23 protein-coding genes and 2 pseudogenes are annotated in these 20914 nt (G+C 37.5%); 17 read left to right on the top strand and 8 right to left on the bottom strand.

Features of this window, described 5'->3' with window-relative positions; translation table 11 throughout:
* The first annotated feature begins 560 nt into the window (after nt 1-560).
* The 7 genes from ACFILH_RS02360 to ACFILH_RS02330 all read left to right on the top strand — a co-directional run bounded on the left by ACFILH_RS02360 (nt 561) and on the right by ACFILH_RS02330 (nt 6398).
* Nucleotides 561-1232: a tetratricopeptide repeat protein gene (locus tag ACFILH_RS02360; RefSeq protein ID WP_375663025.1), complete on the top strand. Its 672-nt coding sequence runs from the start codon at nt 561-563 to the stop codon at nt 1230-1232.
* Nucleotides 1233-1236: 4 nt separating this feature from the next.
* Nucleotides 1237-2661 carry a ribosome biogenesis GTPase Der gene (gene der, locus ACFILH_RS02355; protein WP_273790396.1) on the top strand — a complete coding sequence of 475 codons (1425 nt, stop codon included), beginning with the start codon at nt 1237-1239 and terminating at the stop codon, nt 2659-2661.
* A 1038-nt stretch (nt 2662-3699) separates the two neighbouring features.
* A complete protein-coding gene (locus ACFILH_RS02350) occupies nt 3700-4131 on the top strand; it encodes an AtpZ/AtpI family protein (protein ID WP_375631017.1) in 432 nt (143 codons plus the stop codon).
* A 7-nt stretch (nt 4132-4138) separates the two neighbouring features.
* The gene (locus ACFILH_RS02345) at nt 4139-4897 is read left to right on the top strand and encodes a F0F1 ATP synthase subunit A (RefSeq protein ID WP_273790444.1); all 759 of its coding nucleotides are present in this window, start codon (nt 4139-4141) and stop codon (nt 4895-4897) included.
* Between the two features lie 55 nt (nt 4898-4952).
* The gene (locus tag ACFILH_RS02340; RefSeq protein ID WP_005773968.1) at nt 4953-5183 is read left to right on the top strand and encodes a F0F1 ATP synthase subunit C; all 231 of its coding nucleotides are present in this window, start codon (nt 4953-4955) and stop codon (nt 5181-5183) included.
* A gap of 142 nt (nt 5184-5325) precedes the next feature.
* On the top strand, nt 5326-5892 hold the full coding sequence (locus ACFILH_RS02335) for a F0F1 ATP synthase subunit B (protein WP_273790398.1): 567 nt from the start codon (nt 5326-5328) through the stop codon (nt 5890-5892).
* 11 nt (nt 5893-5903) lie between these two features.
* On the top strand, nt 5904-6398 hold the full coding sequence (locus ACFILH_RS02330; RefSeq protein ID WP_375667299.1) for a F0F1 ATP synthase subunit B: 495 nt from the start codon (nt 5904-5906) through the stop codon (nt 6396-6398).
* A 124-nt stretch (nt 6399-6522) separates the two neighbouring features.
* Here ACFILH_RS02330 and glyS read toward each other — a convergent pair whose 3' ends face one another.
* The 4 genes from glyS to ACFILH_RS02310 all read right to left on the bottom strand — a co-directional run bounded on the left by glyS (nt 6523) and on the right by ACFILH_RS02310 (nt 12645).
* Nucleotides 6523-8745: a glycine--tRNA ligase subunit beta gene (gene glyS / locus ACFILH_RS02325; RefSeq protein ID WP_375667297.1), complete on the bottom strand. Its 2223-nt coding sequence runs from the start codon at nt 8743-8745 to the stop codon at nt 6523-6525.
* A complete protein-coding gene (locus ACFILH_RS02320) occupies nt 8745-9686 on the bottom strand; it encodes a glycine--tRNA ligase subunit alpha (RefSeq protein ID WP_375606430.1) in 942 nt (313 codons plus the stop codon). The genes glyS and ACFILH_RS02320 overlap by 1 nt, the downstream gene beginning before the upstream one ends.
* 92 nt (nt 9687-9778) lie before the next feature.
* A complete protein-coding gene (locus tag ACFILH_RS02315) occupies nt 9779-11473 on the bottom strand; it encodes a tetratricopeptide repeat protein (protein WP_273790402.1) in 1695 nt (564 codons plus the stop codon).
* A 95-nt stretch (nt 11474-11568) separates the two neighbouring features.
* Nucleotides 11569-12645, bottom strand: coding sequence for a polyprenyl synthetase family protein (locus tag ACFILH_RS02310; RefSeq protein ID WP_375631020.1), 1077 nt, complete (start codon nt 12643-12645; stop codon nt 11569-11571).
* 179 nt (nt 12646-12824) lie between these two features.
* Between ACFILH_RS02310 and ACFILH_RS02305 the strand changes: the two genes are divergently transcribed.
* The 6 genes and pseudogenes from ACFILH_RS02305 (at nt 12825) to ACFILH_RS02280 (ending at nt 17437) form a co-directional block, all read left to right on the top strand.
* A complete protein-coding gene (locus tag ACFILH_RS02305) occupies nt 12825-13613 on the top strand; it encodes a tRNA1(Val) (adenine(37)-N6)-methyltransferase (protein ID WP_375631021.1) in 789 nt (262 codons plus the stop codon).
* A 191-nt stretch (nt 13614-13804) separates the two neighbouring features.
* Nucleotides 13805-14653 carry a S49 family peptidase gene (locus ACFILH_RS02300; RefSeq protein ID WP_273790405.1) on the top strand — a complete coding sequence of 283 codons (849 nt, stop codon included), beginning with the start codon at nt 13805-13807 and terminating at the stop codon, nt 14651-14653.
* Between the two features lie 237 nt (nt 14654-14890).
* The gene (locus tag ACFILH_RS02295) at nt 14891-15799 is read left to right on the top strand and encodes a 4-(cytidine 5'-diphospho)-2-C-methyl-D-erythritol kinase (protein ID WP_273790406.1); all 909 of its coding nucleotides are present in this window, start codon (nt 14891-14893) and stop codon (nt 15797-15799) included.
* Nucleotides 15800-15964: 165 nt separating this feature from the next.
* On the top strand, nt 15965-16633 hold the full coding sequence (locus tag ACFILH_RS02290; RefSeq protein WP_375631022.1) for a ribonuclease HII: 669 nt from the start codon (nt 15965-15967) through the stop codon (nt 16631-16633).
* A gap of 205 nt (nt 16634-16838) precedes the next feature.
* Nucleotides 16839-17119: pseudogene (locus tag ACFILH_RS02285) on the top strand (type II toxin-antitoxin system RelE/ParE family toxin).
* An 18-nt stretch (nt 17120-17137) separates the two neighbouring features.
* Nucleotides 17138-17437: a HigA family addiction module antitoxin gene (locus ACFILH_RS02280; RefSeq protein WP_273790446.1), complete on the top strand. Its 300-nt coding sequence runs from the start codon at nt 17138-17140 to the stop codon at nt 17435-17437.
* A 53-nt stretch (nt 17438-17490) separates the two neighbouring features.
* Here the strand turns inward: ACFILH_RS02280 and ACFILH_RS02275 are convergent.
* The 4 genes and pseudogenes from ACFILH_RS02275 to ACFILH_RS02260 all read right to left on the bottom strand — a co-directional run.
* A pseudogene (locus tag ACFILH_RS02275) lies at nt 17491-18283 on the bottom strand (integrase); the annotation flags it as partial.
* A complete protein-coding gene (locus ACFILH_RS02270; protein ID WP_375637538.1) occupies nt 18235-18534 on the bottom strand; it encodes a hypothetical protein in 300 nt (99 codons plus the stop codon). The gene ACFILH_RS02270 and the pseudogene ACFILH_RS02275, both read right to left, overlap by 49 nt.
* Complete coding sequence (locus ACFILH_RS02265) at nt 18494-18640, bottom strand: hypothetical protein (RefSeq protein WP_375637510.1); 147 nt, start codon at nt 18638-18640, stop codon at nt 18494-18496. The genes ACFILH_RS02270 and ACFILH_RS02265 overlap by 41 nt, the downstream gene beginning before the upstream one ends.
* Before the next feature lie 82 nt (nt 18641-18722).
* Complete coding sequence (locus tag ACFILH_RS02260) at nt 18723-19130, bottom strand: DUF488 family protein (RefSeq protein ID WP_375631023.1); 408 nt, start codon at nt 19128-19130, stop codon at nt 18723-18725.
* Between the two features lie 161 nt (nt 19131-19291).
* Between ACFILH_RS02260 and ACFILH_RS02255 the strand changes: the two genes are divergently transcribed.
* From ACFILH_RS02255 to ACFILH_RS02240, 4 genes are all read left to right on the top strand, one after another.
* Complete coding sequence (locus tag ACFILH_RS02255; RefSeq protein ID WP_375631024.1) at nt 19292-19651, top strand: hypothetical protein; 360 nt, start codon at nt 19292-19294, stop codon at nt 19649-19651.
* A 111-nt stretch (nt 19652-19762) separates the two neighbouring features.
* Entirely contained in the window at nt 19763-19945 is a 183-nt protein-coding gene (locus ACFILH_RS02250; protein ID WP_273790410.1) for a hypothetical protein, read from the top strand.
* A gap of 270 nt (nt 19946-20215) precedes the next feature.
* Nucleotides 20216-20530, top strand: a complete 315-nt coding sequence (locus ACFILH_RS02245) for a hypothetical protein (protein WP_375637509.1) — start codon at nt 20216-20218, stop codon at nt 20528-20530.
* Between the two features lie 135 nt (nt 20531-20665).
* The gene (locus ACFILH_RS02240; RefSeq protein ID WP_375667311.1) at nt 20666-20851 is read left to right on the top strand and encodes a hypothetical protein; all 186 of its coding nucleotides are present in this window, start codon (nt 20666-20668) and stop codon (nt 20849-20851) included.
* Nucleotides 20852-20914: the final 63 nt, after the last annotated feature.

Genomic DNA, 20914 nt, shown 5'->3' with positions numbered 1-20914 from the left:
AAACTTTAAGGATCAATTACAAAAGGTTGTTAATCGTATGAAGATAAGTTGAAGGGATACACTTTATATAAAGAGCTTTAACTGAAGATTTGGAATTATACCACACTTTAATCATGGCGCTTCGGTATTTTTGATACAGATAAAAATTTATTTATTGGGTTTTAAGGGACTTTCATGGAAATTTACCTTTTTTCAAGAAGTGGTTTTTCTATTATAATTCTATAATCCAATACAACCAACGATTGCGGTTGAAGACTTTAAAAGATTATCTCTCTATATAATGGGGAGAAAATCTGCTTGAGATGATAGGCAATCATGATAAATATTAAGGCAGTGAATTTTTCATAAGACTCAATATATGTAAAAGCTGTAATATGTACAAACAGGGTGCTTATATCATTTTCGATTAAGACTGTTGCAAAAATCCGATTGAATTGGCTACATGTTGATTTAAAATAAATAAACGAGCAATTTAAAGATTTTTAGTTAATTAGGACTACCATCTTTATCCATTTATGCGTAAAAGCACAGATAAAGTAACTTTTTTCAAGGTATGATATATGTCGTATGATAGTTTTATTGCTGAAGTGAATGCAGAATTTCGTCAGGAAAAGGCGCTTGCTTTTTGGAGACGGTATGGTTTTTCAATTATTGGAGCAGTTATTCTTTTTATATTCATGATAGTTGCTTATCAAGTTTATCATCATACGCAAATAAAGAAAGCTGGTTATATTGGTGATGCATTTGTAAAGAGTCTTAATCTTGCGAATACACGTGATTTTGATAAAGCGATAAAGCAATTAGAAACTGTTAAAACCTCTCATTTTGGGGGGTATCCTTTTCTTGCTCGTTTACGTGAGGCTTCTTTACTCATGGAGAAAGGTGATATTATTAAGTCAGTGGAGATCTTTGATTCTATTGCAGCGGATGAGAAAGCACCGCAGATTTTGCAGAAAGTTGCAAAAATTCGGGCGGCTTATATTCTGGTTGATACAGGGACATTAGCTGATGTTGAAAAGCGCATCAAAGATATGGCAAGTGATACCGATCCTATGCGTATGTCTGCAAGAGAAGCTTTAGGCTTAGCTGCCTATAAGGCGGATAAAATGGATGAGGCGGTTTATTATTTTAAAAAAAATTCTGAAGAAGGTGCTTTGGGTTCAAAAATAACAGATCGGGCTCGAATGATGCTTGAGCTTATACAAGCTGAGGGCAAGGCAAATAAGGAATAAATCGATGAGCCTTACCATTGCTATCATTGGTCGTCCCAATGTTGGGAAGTCGACACTATTTAATCGTTTGGTTGGGCAAAAATTGGCTTTGGTTGATGATAAGCCTGGTGTAACACGTGATCGGCGTATTCATGCGGCAAAACTTCAAGATCTACGTTTTGATGTGATTGATACGGCTGGGCTGGAAGAAGCAGGTGATCATACACTCGAGGGGCGTATGCGTTCTCATACAAAAGTTGCAATTGATGAAGCGGATCTTATTTTATTTGTATTTGATGCAAAGAGCGGAATAACACCAAGTGATTTAAATTTTTCTTCATTGGTTCGCAAATCAGGAAAGCCAATTGTGCTTGTTGCCAATAAGTCTGAGTCAAGAGCGGCAACAGGAGGAGAGTATGAGGCGTGGTCATTAGGTTTGGGAGAGCCGTGCCCAATATCGGCTGAACATGGTTTGGGACTTAGTGATCTGCGTGATGCAATTATAGATGCTGTTGGGTCAGAGCATGCTTTTGGCAACAACAAAGAAGAAAATAGGATGATACAGCCTGCATCTGTTGGTGATGATGTAAAGGATTTGGAAGAAGAGGAGCTTATTTACGATGAAAGTAAGCCCATTAGGATTGCGATTGCGGGGCGTCCCAATACAGGAAAATCCACTCTTATTAATAGTATGTTGAAACAAGAGCGATTGTTAACAGGACCAGAAGCAGGACTCACGCGTGATTCTATTTCTGTAGATTGGGAATGGCGTGGTCGTCATATTAAACTTTTTGATACTGCAGGTTTACGTCGAAAATCGAGAATTCAAGAAAAATTAGAAAAACTATCTGTTGCAGATACTTTGCGTGCTATTCGTTTTGCAGAAGTGGTGGTCATTGTTTTTGATGCAACGATACCTTTTGAAAAGCAGGATTTACAAATTGCTGATCTTGTGATTCGTGAAGGGCGTGTTCCAGTTATTGCTTTCAATAAGTGGGACCTTATTGAAAACAGTCAGACTACATTGATTGATTTGCATGAAAAATGTGCTCGATTTCTTCCTCAAGTTCGTGGTTTGAGAGCCGTTCCTTTATCAGGACAATATGGTCAAGGGATTGATAAACTGATGGAAAATGTCATGATGATGCACCGTGTATGGAATCGTCGCATTTCGACGGCTAAATTGAACCAATGGCTTGGAACTGTTGTGGCACATCATCCACCTCCTGCGGTTTCTGGACGTCGACTTAAGGTTAAATACATCACACAGGTTAAGACACGTCCTCCTGGATTTATGATTTCTTGCTCGCGTCCCAAAAGTATGCCACAGTCGTATTTGCGTTATCTTGTCAATGGGTTACGTGAAACATTTGATATGTCTGGTATACCCGTTCGCATATCATTACGAGCCTCTGATAATCCTTTTGCGACACGTTCCAAGAAGAAATGATAACTCTTTAATTTTTTGAGTGAATGAAATCTATACTTAAGAATCTTAAAAGTAAGTTTTTTCAATGATCTTTCTTTTCATAAAATTAAAATTTTATTTGCTAAAGTTTTAATTTTATTGATGATCATTTATTTGCATGTCATGAGAAGAGTGTGATAGGGAGTATTTAAGAAAGAGTACATAATCCTCTTAATGGGTTATTTAAGTGCAAGAATAGATGCAATATGAGGGTAGGGGAATATAATTATGATGCTTGTGTGAAAAGCAGTATTAGATTATCGTTTCATAAAAATAAAGATTATGAATAAGCGCTTTTGCTTACGATAGTTTGTCTGAATAAAAAGCAAAAATACTTGCTAAATCTACCGATATTCAATTGTAAAGAGCGAAGTTCATAAAAGTGGATTAAAATTGTATAAAGTGGTATGGTAATCGTATTTAAATTTTATTGTGTTCTATTGGCTTAATCTATTTGAAATTTTAGATTTATTAATATCTTGTATTTAAAGGAACTTCTCTTAATACCCTCAAGCTCATTTCGTGATGGGGCCTGTAATGGCATATGTAAAATACTTTGCGAATAGGATTATATAGAAACCATTGATTATTATTTTCATAAAATAAAAAGTGCAAGTTTATTTGAATAAAAGGTGTAAACTAACGCTCTCATACTGTTTTTTAGCTTTCTATGTTCTCTTTCAAAACTAGGATTGATATAACATTGGGAACCGGAAAATAAGATGGTATCAGTTGACACCTTTCGTTAAGCGTAAAAATGGTTGTTCTATGAGTTTTATATTATTCACGGGAACTTTTGTTATACATTCACGGGTGCTGTCGTGAAATCGGTTTAGGTGCTCAGAATATCTTTTTAAGAAAGCATGTAAATTGAAAAATACGTTATTTCTGCAATAAAATTTATACGATAACTTGTGATAGATTTCTTTTAGTATCTTGACGAATAAATTCGGGAACAATATGATGCACACGGTTTTATGAAATGTATTCTTACGTTGCTTTTTAATTAAGGAGCCAATGATGGCGATGGGCGAGAAACCCGTTATGAGCCGTAAGGAGGCTGAAGAGGAAAAGCAAGGAGAGTGTCTTCATTCAGAGGATTTGGAATGTCGTAGTAGGAATTTAAGCGTAGCTTTAGTGCGCAAGCAAGCATTAAAGAAGCGGGAGCATAAGAATAAGCGGGAAAAATCACAAGGAAGGATGGCAGGCGCAATTAAGCTTTCCAGTGAGTTTCTGGCAAGTGTTATAGTTGGTATTGTTTTGGGGTTGGGGTTTGATAAGTTAGCAGGTTCATGGCCTTGGGGATTAGTATTTTTTCTCTTCTTTGGGTTTGCTGCTGGTGTATTGAGTATTCTTCGGTCTGTGGGGTATGTTTCCTCCAGTCAATTAGGAAAAAAAGGCGCATTGCGCCAAAAACAAGATAAAGGGGCCAATGAGAGGTCCGATAAATGAGGTTGAAGTGACAACGCACGCTCCAGATCCTATTCATCAGTTTGAGGTTTCAAGGCTGATTAAGATTTCCATAGGAAATATGGATTTATCGTTTACAAATGTATCATTGTTTACAGTCCTTACGGTTGTTGTAACTTCTATTTTTCTCTTCATTTCGTCATCGAGTCGTGGATTGGTTCCAACGCGGATGCAGTCTCTTTCGGAAATGGCATATGAATTTGTAGCATCGACTCTGCGGGAATCATCTGGTGTGCAGGGGATGCAGTTTTTTCCTTTAGTTTTTTCTCTGTTTACTTTTATTTTAGTTGCTAACTTTATTGGTCTCTTTCCTTATTTTTATACGGTTACATCTCAAATCATGATCACGTTTTCGTTAGCAATGGTGGTGATTTTGACGGTGATTGGTTATGGCTTTTATAAGCATGGGGTCAGTTTTTTGAAACTGTTCGTTCCCAGTGGAGTTCCTGTTGTGGTTTTGCCTCTGGTGACAATGATTGAGGTTATTTCTTTTCTCTCCCGTCCAATTAGTCTTTCTCTTCGTCTTTTTGCGAATATGCTTGCTGGTCATATTACGCTTAAAGTGTTTTCTGGGTTTGTTGTTTCAATGATTGGGGTAGGACTCGTAGGTGTGGGTGGTTCGGTTTTACCGCTTATTATGACTGTAGCAATTACTGCACTTGAGTTTTTGGTCGCATTCCTTCAGGCTTACGTCTTTACGGTTTTAACTTGTATGTATCTTAATGATGCAATTCATCCAGGACATTAATAAAACTGGCGGTTATTCCGTCGAATAATGCAATTTCGCTTTAAAGGAGAATAACATGGAAATGGTGCTTGCAGCAAAATATATTGGCGCTGGTCTTGCTTGCTTTGGTATGGCTGGAACAGCTTTAGGACTTGGTAATATTTTTGGTAGCTATCTTTCTGGTGCATTACGAAATCCATCAGCAGCAGATAGTCAGTTTGGACGTCTCGTCTTTGGTTTTGCTGTAACAGAAGCTTTGGGAATTTTTTCATTGCTCATTGCTTTATTACTTCTTTTTGGGGTTTGATCATCATCAAAAGGGTATATCTGTTCTTGCATGAGGAAAGATTTACCCTTTTAGCTCTTAACCAGAGAGATGCCAGAGAGATGTCAGTCAGTTATCATCGGTTATAGAGGGCTTTAATAAGCTATTTAAAGGATGAAGGAAGATGTTTGTTTCAAGCGCTTATGCACAGAACACTGAAACGTCGATAGAACATATTAAAAAGGTGGCAGAGCATGCAAATCGTGTGTTTCCGCCTTTTGATTTTGTGCATTTTGGTTCGCATTTTTTCTGGTTGGCAATTTCTTTCGGTCTTTTTTATCTTTTTATCTCTCGTGTAATTGTACCACGTATTGGTGGTGTTATTGAAACACGGCGAGATCGAATCGCATCTGATTTAGATCAGGCAATGCGCATGAAGCAGGAAGCAGACATTGTCGTTGAAACTTATGAGCGGAAATTAGCAGAAGCGCGTTTGAATGCGCAGGCTATAGCGCAGGTAGCTAGTGAAGAATTAAAAGAAAAGGCAGAGCTTGAACGGAAAGAAATTGAAGAGAGTTTAGAGAAAAAACTCGCAGATGCTGAAAAACAGATAGCAAAAATTCGGGATAAAGCGATGCAAAATGTTGGTTCTATCGCTGAAGAAGTAGCTCTTGAAATTGTGAAAAAATTGATTGACGTTGATATTAGCAAAGAGGCTGTTCGTTCAGTTGTTAAAACTGCGGATTATTGAGGAAGACAAAGATGACTGATACTTTTTGGGCATTTGTTGGGTTAGTTCTTTTTTTGGCTCTTTTAGTCTATTTCCAAATTCCACAAAGGATTATACACCATCTTGATGCGCGTGCAAAGCGTATCAAAGATGAACTGGATGAGGCTCTGCGTCTTCGTGAAGAGGCACAGGAAATATTAGCTGAATATCAACGCAAACATGCAGAAGCAGAAAAAGATGCGCAAGAAATTGTTGCAGCAGCAAAGCATGAAGTTGAATCTATTATTGCTGAGGCCCGTGCAAAAGCAGAAGAATATGTAAAAAACCGTAATAAATTGGCAGAACAAAAAATCGCTCAAGCAGAAGCGGATGCAATACGCATGGTTTCTTCATCGGCTATTGATTTGGCAATTTCTACAGCACGTACCCTTATTGCAAGGGAAATAGATTCTAACAAGGCAGATGAACTTATTAAAGAGTCTCTTGAGAAAGAATCGTTTATCAAAATGAAAACATATCTTAATTAATGATATTTGAGAGATAAAGAGACACTCTCTTTGGTTGCATAATTTTCTCAGTATTAATTAATAAAAGTCATAAAAAAGAAAAATTTATCTTCATTGTTTTTACCAGTTAATAGGCTCTTTGATTTTAAATGACAAGTTTTGAGAAGTCTGCAACCGATTGTGTAACAATGTGAGTGCGTTTGAGAAGAGCAAGACGGTTAGCACGAACATCAGGTTTTTTATCATTCACCAATACTTTTTCAAAAAATATATCAATCAATTTTCCAAGTGGCGCTAGCACACTGAGTGCAAATGATAAATTTGTTGCATTGATGGGAGCAAGAACCTTTCTTTCTACTTCACAGATTGCATGATAGAGCTGCTTTTCTTCTTTCTCGATAAAGAGCTCAGGATTAATTTCATTCGCTATTGTTGTGCTTTTTTGAAATTCATTTTCAAGAATATTGGCAGTACGTTTTACAGAGGCTACAAAGTTCATTCCATCATGGGTATTGATAAAAGCGATAAGCGATTCGACACGACGTGCAACCAATAAAAAATCATCAGAATCTTTATTTAAAACGGCTTCAAGGGCATCGTAACGAGCGCCTTCCTCTTTTAGATAGATTTTCAAACGGTCATGAAAAAAGAATAACAGATCTGATAAAATATATTCTGTTTTTTCTGGAAGCAGATTCTGCAATTGTGAATTTTCTCTTTGAGAGATTTCATGTTTATTTTTTTGTTGTAAGAAAAGATTCGTTGCTAACTGAAACAGTGGCATAAGATTGATTTTCCAATCTCGCGAAAGTACAAGCCTAATAATTCCCAATGCTGCTCGTCTTAACGCATAGGGATCTTTTGAGCCCGTTGGTTTTTCATTAATGAGCCAAAAGCCAACGAGCATGTCAATTTTGTCGGCGAGCATAACGGTTATAGCAAGTGGTTCTTGTGGAAGACGATCTGTTGGTCCTTGAGGTTTATAATGGTCTTCGATTGCTACAGCTACGTGAGGATCTTCCCCTTGAAGAAGGGCGTATTTTTTCCCCATAACACCTTGTAGTTCAGGAAATTCTCCGACAATTTCTGTTTGCAAATCAGCTTTTGCAAGGATGGCTGCACGTTTTGCTAAAAGAGGATCTGTTTGTATCAAAGGGGCAATTTCTTTTGCGAGTGTAGCAATGCGTTCTACCCTTGCACCTTGCGTACCCAATTTAGCATGAAAAGTTACATTCAAATGATCAAGTCGCGCCATTCTTTGATCGAGAGGTTTTTTTATATCAAGTTCAAATTTTTTTATAGAAGATTCCAATTGTTGAAGATCAGGCAAATCACGCTGATCAGTTTGCCAAAAATGAAGTGCATCGGAAAGACGGGCACGGACAACCTTACTATTTCCTTTCGAAATTTCTTTGCCTTCATCATTTGCAAGAATATTAGAAACGAGAATAAAATGATGAGAAAGTTTTACGTTTTCTCCTTGTTTACGGGTGACAAAACATTTTTGATTGGCTCGAATGGTCAAGCGAATAATTTCTGGAGGAATATCAAGGAATGATTTTTCAAAATCACCCATCAGGATAACAGGCCATTCAACAAGACCAGCAACTTCTTCTAGGAGAGGATTATCTTGAACCAGTTCTAAACCGTTTGCAAAGCAGAGATTTTGGGCATCAGCTAAAATAATATTCTTTCGTCTCTCGGCATCCAGAATGACTTTATGAGTTTCAAGTTGAGTAACATAATCATCAAAGCGGCGCACTTGAAATGGCTTTCCATCACTTAAGAAACGATGACCATAAGTTAAATTATTGCTTTTAAGAGAACCAATTGTAAATGGAATAACATGTGTTTCACCAATTTCTGGTCCGAAAATACAAAGAATGTTTTGTAAAGGTCGAATCCACTTCAAAGTACCACTTTGTGCTGAATCTTTTCCCCAACGCATAGATTTCGGCCACGGAAAGTTGCGGATAATATCCGGTAAAATATCGGCAATAATTTCTTCTGCTGCTCGACCTTTTTTAACAATTTTAGCAATATAAAAATGACCTTTTTTATCATCATGTCCAATATGCGCTTCAGAAATATCGTTTAATCCTGTTGCACGTAGAAAACCATCAATTACATGCTGTGGTGATTTTATACTGGGACCTTTGCGTTCTTCATGGATATCTTTTGAGCGTGTGGAAAGTCCGCGTATGTCCAATGTTAGCCGACGAGGTGTCCAATATTCACGAGCAGCTTCATAGATCAATCCAGCATTCACAAGTTGATCTGTAACAGATTTTTTAAGATCAGCAGCAGCTTTTCGTTGCATACGTGCGGGGATTTCTTCACTGAAAAGTTCAAGAAGAAGATCAGACATTAGGCTTCTCCAGTGTATATTTGTCCAGCTTCTGTGAGTAAGAAGGCTTCCCCACAACGGCGCGCGAGATTACGAACGCGAAGAATGTAATTTTGTCGTTCGGTTACAGAAATAACGCCACGTGCTTGCAAAAGGTTAAAGATATGGCTCGCTTTAATACATTGATCATAGGCAGGAAAAACACAGCGATGGAATACATTTTCTTTATTTGGTTTTCCAGCATCAAGAAGTGCGCTGCATTCGCGTTCTGCATCGATAAAGTGCTGATGGAGCAGTTTTGTATCAGCAAATTCAAAATTATAATATGAGTATTCTTGTTCTGCCTGTAAAAAAATATCTCTATAACTTATTTTGTTTTCTCCCTCCAAACCATTAAAGTTAAGGTCATAGACGTTATCAACCCCTTGGATATACATCGCTAGACGCTCAAGACCGTATGTGAGTTCCCCTGAAACTGGAGCGCATTCAATGCCGCACACTTGTTGAAAATAAGTAAATTGAGAGACTTCCATTCCATCGCACCAACATTCCCATCCGAGCCCCCAAGCACCAAGAGTGGGACTTTCCCAATCATCTTCAACAAAGCGAATATCATGCAGTTTTGTATCAAGCCCGATAGCTTGTAGCGACTTTATATAAAGTTCTTGTAGATTGAGCGGAGAGGGTTTGAGAAGCACTTGGAATTGATAATAGTGTTGTAAACGATTTGGATTCTTACCATATCGGCCATCTGTTGGACGTCGAGAGGGTTGGACATAAGCAACTTTCCAAGGGCGTGGACCTAGAGAGCGTAATGTTGTTGCTGGATGAAAAGTCCCAGCTCCGACTTCCATATCGTAAGGTTGCAAAATTGCACATCCATAGTGTGCCCAATAATTTTGCAAAGTTAAGATTAGTCCCTGAAAAGAACGTTTGGGGTTAAGATGTTCAGGCAGTTTCACGCTTTATACTCTTTATATTGGACTAAACAAAAAACCAAAGTAATTTTAGTTTCTCTATTTATTATTTCATGTGGTTTATGGTTAAGCATCATTTATTGCAAACCAAATTTCAACTTTTCTTGAATTTGTTCAGAATTTTCTGGTTTTCCGTCAATTGCGTGGTTCCATTGAAAGATTGCTTCACGTTTACGTCCAACTTTCCAATAGGCATCCCCTAAATGATCATTCAGTGTTGGGTCCTCAGGTTGTAATCTGACAGCATTTTCTAATATTTGCACTGCTTTATTATATTCTTTTAGTTTATAATAAGCCCATCCTAAAGAATCGAGAATATGACTGTTGTGAGCTTGCAAAGCAGAAGCTTTTTGCAGCATACGGAGCGATTCTTCAAGCTTCTCACCACGTTCCACAAGGGAATAGGCTAAATAATTAAGAACTTGCGGTTGGTTTGGGAAAAATTCAAGTGATTTTCGCAAGTCAATTTCTGCTTTTGGCCATTGCTTTAAACGTTCAAAAGCAATACCACGTTGATAAAAGAGTTTCCAATCGTCCTGCTGAAAGTTTTTTATCTTTGTAATAGCGTAGTCTAGAGTTTTAATGGCCTCAAGAAATTTATTGTCCTGCATATAAAAAGCAACGAGCGTTATCAAAATATTACGATCATTGGGAAATTTTTTATTTAACAATGTGAGTAATTTTATTGCTTCTTTGTAATTGTTGTTATTGGCAAGAAGGAATGCAAGATGAAGTTGTCCATCTTTATAATAAGGAGATTTAGGGGATAAAGCGCGATAAAGTTTAATTGCTTGATGTGGATCGTTCAATTTAGCAGAAATGTGTGCGAGCTGAAACAGTGTTGCGTCATTTTGAGGGTATAATGCGAAAGATAATTGCTTAAAAATACGTGCAATTCGCCCTGAGTTTTTGTAGTTGAGGGCTGTTCCAAAATTATATAATACCTCGGCTGCTCCTTGTTGAGGTGTTTTAATAACTCTCTCTAAGAAAGCATTTTTTTCAATTTTTTCTCGAAAGTTTTTAAGGACTTCGCGACCTGACAACATTTGTTCGCCATGCTGGATTGTTTGAAGAGCTTGGTTGCGCATACTATGGCGCAATTGGAATGAGGCATAGGCTATGATAATACGCTCATAAGTATTAGGAGCGATAAGAGTTCCCTGTTTGTTACTCAGTGCTTTAATGAAATATTTTTTTGCATCCTTTGGCCGTTCTGCAAGGTCGCTCATAAGTGCTAGATGATAAGATATAAAAAGGTCATACCAGACAGGACCTTTGAGTTTCTTAAGATCAGCGATTGCTTGAGATTTTTGTCCAGATCCAAATGTAATCCAAGCGCCGATGAGTTCAGGTATTGGATTATTGGACGTAGGAAGTTCTTTTAATTGGAGAAGAGTCTTGGCATTCTTATAGTCTTTTTTGATGAGACTTTCTACTGACAAAGTTAAGGAAACAAAGGGAGTTATAACATCGTTCTCTTTGAGTTTTTGGGCTTGTTGGACAGCTTCTTTAAAGTTTCCGACCGAGAGCATAGCTTCAAGGAGCTCTTTTTGTGTTTCAATGTTATCAGGTTGATAAACCAGTGCTTGTTTAAAATAATTGATAGCAAGTTCTGTTTTATTTTCATGATTTGCAACCCTTCCAGCTAAATAAGCACCTGTAAATGAGCTTGTATGAGTTGCTGCACTTATTTTACTGTAGGTGGGGGATGGCATCAGCATGATACCCACGATAAAAAGGGCAAAAAGTCGAGATACCGTTGCAGAGCACATGGAGCTAATCCTTTTCAAGATAATCAATTGATGGTGTTGTTTATAAATCATATCTCATTACTTTGTTGAGAAATACTGCGATTCTTGCAAAGAATTCAGTTTACGCGTGAAATACAAAATTCAACAGTCTCAACGAGAGCATTGTAAGCAAGATTTTCATTCATGGGAACAAGAGCATCAATTGCATATTTTCCATAGATGCGTGCTTGTTCTATTGTATCTGTGATACTATCATACTTTTCCATTAAGTGTTGCGCGTGTGCAAAGGATTCATCATTATTATTGCCATCTTCAAGCGCTTTTTTCCAGAAATCTTTTTCTACCATATTCCCACGCTCATATGCGAGAATAACAGGCATTGTGATTTTTCCTTCTCTAAAATCATCCCCTATATTTTTTCCTAAGTTTTGAGCACTACCGCTATAGTCAAGTGCATCATCAATTAATTGGAAAGCTAAACCTAAGGATGTTCCATATTCACGTAATGAAGAACGCTCTTTATTTCCATAGCCAGCAATAATGGGTCCTACTTCAGCGGCTGCTGAAAAAAGTGCTGCTGTTTTTGCATTGATGATTTTGAGATATTCTGAAGGGCTGGTTTTTATATTTTTTGCGGCAGAAAGTTGCATAACTTCTCCTTCAGCAATAATTGCAGCAGCGTTGGCTAGGACAGAGAGCGCTTCTATGGAACCGACATCGACCATCATTTTAAAGGCCTGGCCCAATAGGAAATCACCAACAAGTACACTTGCTTGATTCCCCCAAATCATCCGTGCTGTAGATTTTCCACGTCGTAAATTACTTTCGTCAATCACATCATCGTGTAGTAATGTTGCTGTATGCATAAATTCAACAGCTGTTGCGAGTTTTATATGCCCGTCACTTTGATAACCGAACATATGAGCAGAAGCGAGCGTAATCATTGGGCGTAATCGCTTTCCACCTGATGAAATAAGATGGTTAGAAATTTCAGGGATCATCTCAACCTCTGATTTTGCCATAGAGAGAATAAATTGATTTACGCAATCCATATCTTTTTGAGTAAGATTGACAAGAGATTGAAGAGAAATTTGATTATTTCTTATTTGTTTTAGTTTGATAGCTGCACTCAATGTGTTTACTCCTAGAGTATTGCAATGGACATATATAAAAATTACTTTATTCATTAGCATAAAGGGGGTTTGGTTTTTACTCAAGCTTTTGATGTCGTTTAAAAGTGTTAGCTTGGAATGTTATTGGCAAGAAATGTTCTTTAGCGAGTGTAATCTTATTGTTATGAAATAATAAAAAATTTAAAATAGCAGCTGAATGGCAAAAATGCAGTTTATAAAGATGAACATTAGGCTTTTAAATGAATAAAGCAGCGAATCAAATTGGTGAAACAATTGACAGTTTTCACCGCGGAAAATTTTATTTGGTTCAACCCCATAAATATGGTCATCGTTCTGGAATGGATGCGATGTTATTAGCTAGTTTGGTTCCAAGTGATTTAAAGGGCAAGGTTGTTGATTTAGGGGCAGGTGCTGGAGCTGCAGGGTTGGCTGTTGCTTCGCGTTGTCTGAAAGTTCATGTTACCTTAGTTGAACGTTCAGCTTTTATGGTATCTTACGCTCAAAAAACGCTTATGCTAAAACAAAATAAACAATTTGCTAGCCGAATTTGTTTGCTAGAAGCAGATGTTACCTTCAAAGGGAATGCCCGTATAAGAGCAGGTTTGATAGATAATAGCTTTGATTTTGCGATTATGAATCCACCTTTTAATAATCCCACCGATCGTAAGACACCTGATAAACAAAAATCTGAAGCACATGTTATGTCTGAAGCGATGTTTGATAACTGGTTGCGGAGTGCAGCAGCCATTGTTAAGCCAGGTGGATACTTAGGGCTCATTGCGCGTCCACAATCGCTGACAGATATCTTGCGTGCTTTAGAAGGGCGTTTTGGTGGTATTTGTATAATTCCTGTGCATGCACGTGCGAAAACAGCAGCAATTCGTCTTTTATTTTACGCAAAACGAGGAAGCAGAGCAGCTTTATCTGTTTTGCCGGCATTGGTTATACATGAAGGTAATGACCATACTTTTTCACCACGGGTTGATGCAATTAATAATGGATATATAAGCTTGTGGGAACTTTTCTAATAGTATCTTGTGTTTTTTAGTTTATTATTTAGAGTCCAAACTTTGTTATTAGGGAGGTTTGACTTTGGGTGAAGTTATATTTCTGCTTGTAATGTGGGGATTGATTGGCGCTTTTGGATATTATCGCGTTCTTCCTTTTTGTTGTCCTTTCCTATTTAATTGTTCTTAATTTATAAGGAGATTTTGTTTTGATGGATTTTATTAAAAGTTTTATTCCACGCCGTTTTTCTTCCGATAAACTTGAAATTCCTGTGGTGCGCCTTCAAGGAGCAATTATGGATTCATCAGCGTCTATATCTCGTACTCTTTCCCTCAGTAGGTGTGCAAATCTTTTAGAGAAGGCTTTCGGACACAAAAAGTCACCGGCTGTTGCACTTATTATTAATTCTCCTGGTGGTTCACCTGTACAGTCGCGTTTTATCTTCAAGCGTATTCGTGATTTGGCAGAAGAAAAAAATAAAAAGGTTCTTGTGTTTATTGAAGATATTGCAGCATCCGGTGGTTATATGATTGCTTGTGCGGGGGATGAAATTTTTGCAGATCCTTCTTCAATTGTTGGTTCCATTGGAGTGGTTTCAGCTTCCTTTGGTTTTCCGGAACTTTTGAAAAAAATTGGTATCGAACGGCGTGTCTACACAGCAGGAAAGAACAAAGTTACATTAGATCCATTTCAGCCAGAAAAAAAGGCGGATATTGAGCATTTGAAATCTCTCCAACTTGAAGTGCATCAAACTTTTATCGATTTGGTTAAAGAACGGCGTGCTGAAAAATTATCAGATGATTCGAATCTCTTTACAGGAATGTTTTGGAGTGGAAAACAAAGCGTTGAGCTTGGTCTTGTTGATGGATTGAATGATGTACGTTCTGTTATTAAAGAGCGCTTTGGTAATGATGCAAAACTTCGACTTATTACGCCTCCAAAAAGTTTTTTAGGACCTAAAACGCCTTCAGGAGTGACGGCACATACGGTTTATACAGTCATTGATAGTGCATTGATGGCAGCAGAAGAGCGAGCACTTTGGCAGCGTTATGGTTTGTGATGGAAAGGATCATTCAAGCCAGAGAGATTTTTATCTAAAAACAGATGCTAGAAGAAAAAAGGCTTGAAATGATACGAATGAGAACATGTCGTTTGTTTTGTATGAGAACTCTTTATATTTATTGTTTTTTAGAAAACGATTAAGAATATTCCAAGCTGTTTATAGTGCTAGTGCTAAAAGTGTGGATAAAAGGGGGGAATTTGTAAAAGAACCCTATACAGGTTAATATTACGTCATATGATGCCAAATGTACAAGCTTCGTTCCAAAGACATTCCTATTTATTTACACCTATTAAATTGAATTTAGCTCTACATGTTGTGGGGCAACGTGCTGATGGGTATCATTTAATAGAAAGTTTGGTTTATTTTAGTCTTAGCGGTGATTGTCTACACTATGCACCTTGTGAAAATAATCAGTTTGTTTTGACGGGGCCGTTTGCAAAAGGACTTGTTTCTCATTTAGACAATTTGGTTATTCGCGCACGGGACTTTATGCATAAGACTTTTCCGGAATGTGCTCAACCTGCTTTTTTTCGGCTTGTAAAAACATTACCTGTTGCTTCAGGCATTGGTGGCGGCTCAGGTGATGCAGCTGGGGTTATCAGCATGTTGCGTCAACAGTGGAATCTTGATTGCCCTTACGAAGAATTAGCAAAAAAGAGCTTAGTTCTTGGTGCTGATGTTCCCATGTGCCTTTGTGCATTAGAATATCAGCAGCCGCTTTTGGTCAAAGGAATTGGTCAAGAGATGATACAAATAAAAGGAGCCTGTTCTCTTGCAATAGTATTGGTTAATCATGGACAAGAGATTTCAACACCAACTGTTTTTAAAGCGTTAGAGAAGCGTCATAATCCTTCTTTAAAAATTAATACAGACGCTTTAAAAAGTGTTGATTCATTGGTTAAAGCTTTACAAGAAACGCGTAATGATCTTTTTTCTCCTGCATTAAAAATAGCACCTCAGTTAGCTGAAGTGTTATCTATATTAGATGAATGTGGAGCTCTTTTTTCCCGTATGTCTGGAACGGGAGCAACTTGCTTTGGCATTTTTAAAAATAAACAAACGGCGCAACAAGCAGCTCTTTTTATCAAATCAATGCACCCAAATTGGTTTGTAAAACCTATCATGACTTTAGGAAATATTTGATAAATAAATATAAAAGCTTTTATTTCATCATGATTTTATTATACATAATGAAAGAGGGGAACCAAAGAAATGTGCTTTTTATCTTTTGTGTAAGAGTTCGCAGAATATTTGAAGAGCCATTTAAAACTGTAATGCTTGCAAAAAATGATCAGGCTACAGAAATAGATGTATGTTTGTTGTATGTGTGATTTATCAAAGATGTTTAATTTGCCGCTTCAACCAAATTTTTCGTGCGAATTGGATTTGCAAAAACAGGGTTTTTTTCATATAGCAGGTGTTGATGAAGTAGGACGGGGGCCTCTCGCGGGACCTGTGGTAACAGCAGCCGTTATCTTGGATAGAGATCGTATTCCTAATGGGTTAAATGATTCAAAAAAACTTTCTTTTTTCCAACGAAATAGACTTTATCATGAAATTTTGCAAAGTGCATTAGCGGTTTCAGTCGCCAGTCTTTGTGCTCGTACAATTGATCAATCTAATATTAGAAAAGCAACTTTAGAAGCAATGCGTCGCTGTATTATAGGATTAGCCATTCCAGCCCACTATGTCCTTGTTGATGGGCGTGATATTCCTTCTGAGTTGTCCTGTTCTGCAATGGCGTTGATTAAGGGCGATCAGCGTTCAGTTTCAATTGCAGCCGCATCTATTATTGCGAAAGTAACGCGTGATCGGATGATGGAATGTGCAGGACAAGTTTATAAAGGGTATGGTTTAGAGAAGCATGTAGGTTATGCAACGCTAGCGCATCGTACAGCTCTTGATAAATATGGACCAGTTATAGGGTTACATCGTTATAGTTTTGCACCACTAAAAGAGTGTAAAAAAGGTAATTAAAATCAGTTACTTATTACAAGAGTAAGGGGTTTTATAATCATTGATTCTATTATGTTTTTTGAGTGTCTATCCCTAACCTTTTTGAAGCTTTTTTATCACTTATTCCTATCTATTTTTTCCAGATATAGAATCAGATATTTCTAACATGGGCTTAACTCTTATTTGTTATTAACCGTATAGCGATGATATACGACAAGGGGTGGTAATGGCAATTGTGAGTTTTAAACATAAGGGCTTAAAATTATTTTGTACAACAGGTTCCACAAAAGCTATTTGACCAGATCATGTAAAAAAATTCGCGTTATCTTAACGGTTTTAACAAGTGCTACTACGCTTGAAATATTGAGAGAGCCTGCCTTTAAAATGCACCATCTTAAAGGTGAACTTATAGAGTACTGTTCTATATGGGTGAATGGAAATTGGCGTGCTACTTTTCGCTTTATAGGAACAGATGTGGAGCTTGTTGATTATCAAGATTACCATTGAAGAAAGGAATGAAAAAAAATGATGCACAACCCCGCACATCCGGGTAAAGTTCTGAAAGTAGCTTTCTTAGAAGAAATGGGGATAACAATACAAAAATTAGCTGATCATGTCCATATGACAAGAGCTTCTTTATCAAGAGTGATTAACGGACATGCTTCTATAAGTACCGAGCTTGCTGTTAAATTAGAATTAGCTGGTTTTAGTAAAGCAAAATTTTGGTTGGATATGCAAACAAACTATAATTTATGGCAAACAATGCAACAGGCACAACCACCTATTTCTCCTCTGGTTTCTGATACATCTCAAACGCCGCTTTGATTTCGTTAATAATTTTGATAGCAATTTAGTTTGTTAAGCGGTGCTTTGTGAGGCTAACTTTTTTGGAGCTTTTTGATTGCTTCAAGGGAAAGTTTTTACGGTCTGCACTCTTTATATCAAGGGATGCCATTTTATCTTCGGTTCAACCAAAAAGCGCTTTCATTTGTGAAACCGTAGCACCAGCATTGGCAGTATGTTTTGCTGCTAATTTTTGCAATCCGTGCGCTGATTTTTTAATACCCGCCGCATTACATGCTTCACGAAAGAGGTTGCCAAAACTTTCTTTGATAAGCTTATTTCCATCTTTACCACAAATGAATGTTTCATCACCTATGGGACCAATTTTAAGGGTTGCCTCTAGTTCTGGTAAAACAAGCCCGTATAAAGAAGAAGGTTAATCCAGATGCGTTCATGTGTACCATGTGACCAACGGTGATAATATTTGTCTATGTCCTATTCTAGCCAAGGCAGTAATTCCTCGTTGTTAAGAGATTTTGGTGCTTTTATATTAAAGGCAGGATTTTTATTTAAAAGGGCATTATCAACCGCCTAATTAAAGAGACCGTTTAAAGAGGTCAAAAAATGTTTTGCTGCTGCGAGAGTATGTCGCCTTCTGTCTACGGCGTCAAGGATATGGTGTCTTTCTATACTTTTATATGCACGATCAGCAATATGTTTAGAAACATTATTCAGAATTCGATATTTAACTTTTTGAGTAGATTCTGATTGATTATGCCATTGCATGCTTTGTAAATACTGATGCAATAACCAATTGAAAGAGCCTTTTGTAAGTCTGGTTATTTTCTTGGAGATGCCATTTTGCACTTATTTAATAGCCAGTGTATATTTGCTCTGATGGAAATCAAAGGACTGTCATAAATTTTAGCATTTCTATAAATTTTAGCTTTTCCACTAATAAATGTAGCACCGGAAACTTGTGCATTGGCAAAAACACATGCGTTTTCATAAATATCAGAAATGTTATCAATATAAGCATCACCAAAAACCTTGGCATAACCATAGACTTTTGCATCATCACCTACCCAGCAATTACCATCATGACTTAGGTTGTCTTTTTTTTGTATAAAGCCCGCCAAGATCACCTGCTTTAACAGCATCAAAATCCCTTAAAGCACGAATTCGGTGAAGAGTTTTTCCATCAACCTCAGTTATTTCATCAGTCAGTTTATATTTATTTTCCATGGTTTATTTCCTTGATTTGCGTACAATCCACCCGTAGCGTGAATCATGCATTATTTAAAAGTTGTTAGGAATGGGGAGAGGGCTAGAGGTTGTAAATGCCCCCCATATGTAAAAAGTTTGTAAGTTTATTTTTTAAAATGTGCTTAATTTCATATTTCCAATCAGACAATTGAGTGAGAGCTAATGCGAGTTGTCCTCTATGACACATGTATACATTGGCTTCAAAACAGGTGATTGCAACGCGCTTTTTTAAAAAAATTTGATATAATTTGTTTATTGCACAAGAATTATTCTTGAGAGTTGTATTTTGATAATCTTCAAAAAGGCGGTCATAATCTTTTTGTGTTTTCAAATTTCTTCGTTTTTCAGAAGCAATTCCAAGTTCAGGCATATGCATATATTCAATATCAATGTTGCTTACAGCTTTCTCTAATTGTCTTTTCGAAAATCCGAGGTTTCTACTTATTGAATTTTTACGAACATCACACAAAAGTTTAATATTATTTTTGATCAGTTGATTGAGATAGTCCTCAGAGGATTTTCTTTCATAGCCAATGGTAAAAAAATAAAGCTCTCATCTTTAGCAGGCTGTATGATGATATTTTTGATGTTACACACATTTAATTTCCTTAGTAAATGGGTGGGGGCTCTATGAGCGCCTCTTTCCAAAAGGATAAATCCTCTAGTGATTATCATAGTGTTGTGGAACAATCAGGCATCAAAGCGGGTGATGGCGGCTTTAAGATCAACGTTAAAGATAAAACAACGCTGACCGGAGGCATCATTGCCAGCACCGCGCCGGCAGATAAAAACAGCCTGACCACAGGAAGCATTAGTACCAGTGATATCAGCAACAGTGCGCATGCTCAAGCTAGCAGCCAAGGGTTTAGCATTTCTGGGAATGACACGATAAAAAACATTGCCAAAAATGCTTTAAGTCACGGCAAAGCCCATAATGGAGCGGAAGGATATACAAATCCTCTATCGGCGGTGCACCATCATCCTCACTGATACAACTGGACAGAGGGCGATGGGGCAAGATGCTGGACAAATCATTGGCTCTCTCTCTCAACCACAACACCGCAGCAGTCCACCAGGGCTGTCGCACCGATAGATGCCATATTGCTTGAGGGCATCGTTCATAATCGCTTAGACATGATCAATGATTTATCGGATGAAGGTCTTGGATACTGGGACAAAGTGCGCGAAATGACAAATGTCAAAGAGCATCCAGTAGGTGAGGTTGAGCATGATGAAAATGGCAATGTCCTCTATTTAACTGATGAAAATGGAGAACCTATATAAAGACAGTGATGGAGAATATATTACTCTGTATCACTTTTTAAAAGCTGAAGATGAGCAGCAAGCATTTACAAGTTGGTTCTGATGGCAACAGGCGTATGTTCTAAAATGGCATTTTTAACACATCCGATGATGCTGCGTGTTATGCTGTCCAATTTGCTGACAATGATCATGGTCCCCTTTATTTTACATACTTCCCACAAGCTAAAGACTGGGAAGTGGAAATAGGGATAGCGATTTTTCAGAAGCTTCTGGAAAGTAAACTTTTTTTGATTGACCAATTCAACCAAGAAATTTCAGGATACAATGTATCTTTATGGCAATACAGGATTGCATATTGATGCCCATAGTTGTGGCAGTTTGACAGACTTTAATATGCTGAATTCTTTCAAACAAGAAGGTATGCACGGGATAGCCGACAACACGAATATCAATTTCTATAGACCAGCCTTTAATGTTTTAGTTGCATCTGGTCTGTTAGGTTATGTGAGTGATGGCAAACAAACTACTATTGGCTTTGATGGGAATAGATATGACTTTGTAAGCAGAATTATTGGTGTATACCTACGAGACAATACCTGCTGGTAGTAACGTTTGGAAAGAATGATTGAGAGTGGCTACAAATCCCATAAGTTCCCATACCTGTCTTGGAGATGCGGGCCAAGCATGTCGGTATATTTACGGCTCATCCAATCGAGTACAAGTCCTTTTAAGGAGGAACAAATGAAACAAACTCTAAAATTATTAAGCGCTGTAACTTTGTTCAGTATAGCCGGATGTCAATTTAACAAACCTCCTCTAGGAGAGGTGACAGCGTGGAAGAAACCAGGAGCAGATTTTACAGAGGTAGGAAAAGCCTTGTTAGAATGTGGAATGCCAACACCTTATTATACCGATACAAGATATTGATTTATAATGATAATCTAGCTCTGTTCATATTGAATTAGACGCCCGAATAACGTAGGATTCTCT

The organism is Bartonella sp. CL435QHHD (genome assembly GCF_042195095.1).
Classification (GTDB): domain Bacteria; phylum Pseudomonadota; class Alphaproteobacteria; order Rhizobiales; family Rhizobiaceae; genus Bartonella.
Note: the sequence above shows the minus strand (reverse complement) of the source record. Positions and strands in the feature narration are given on the sequence as shown.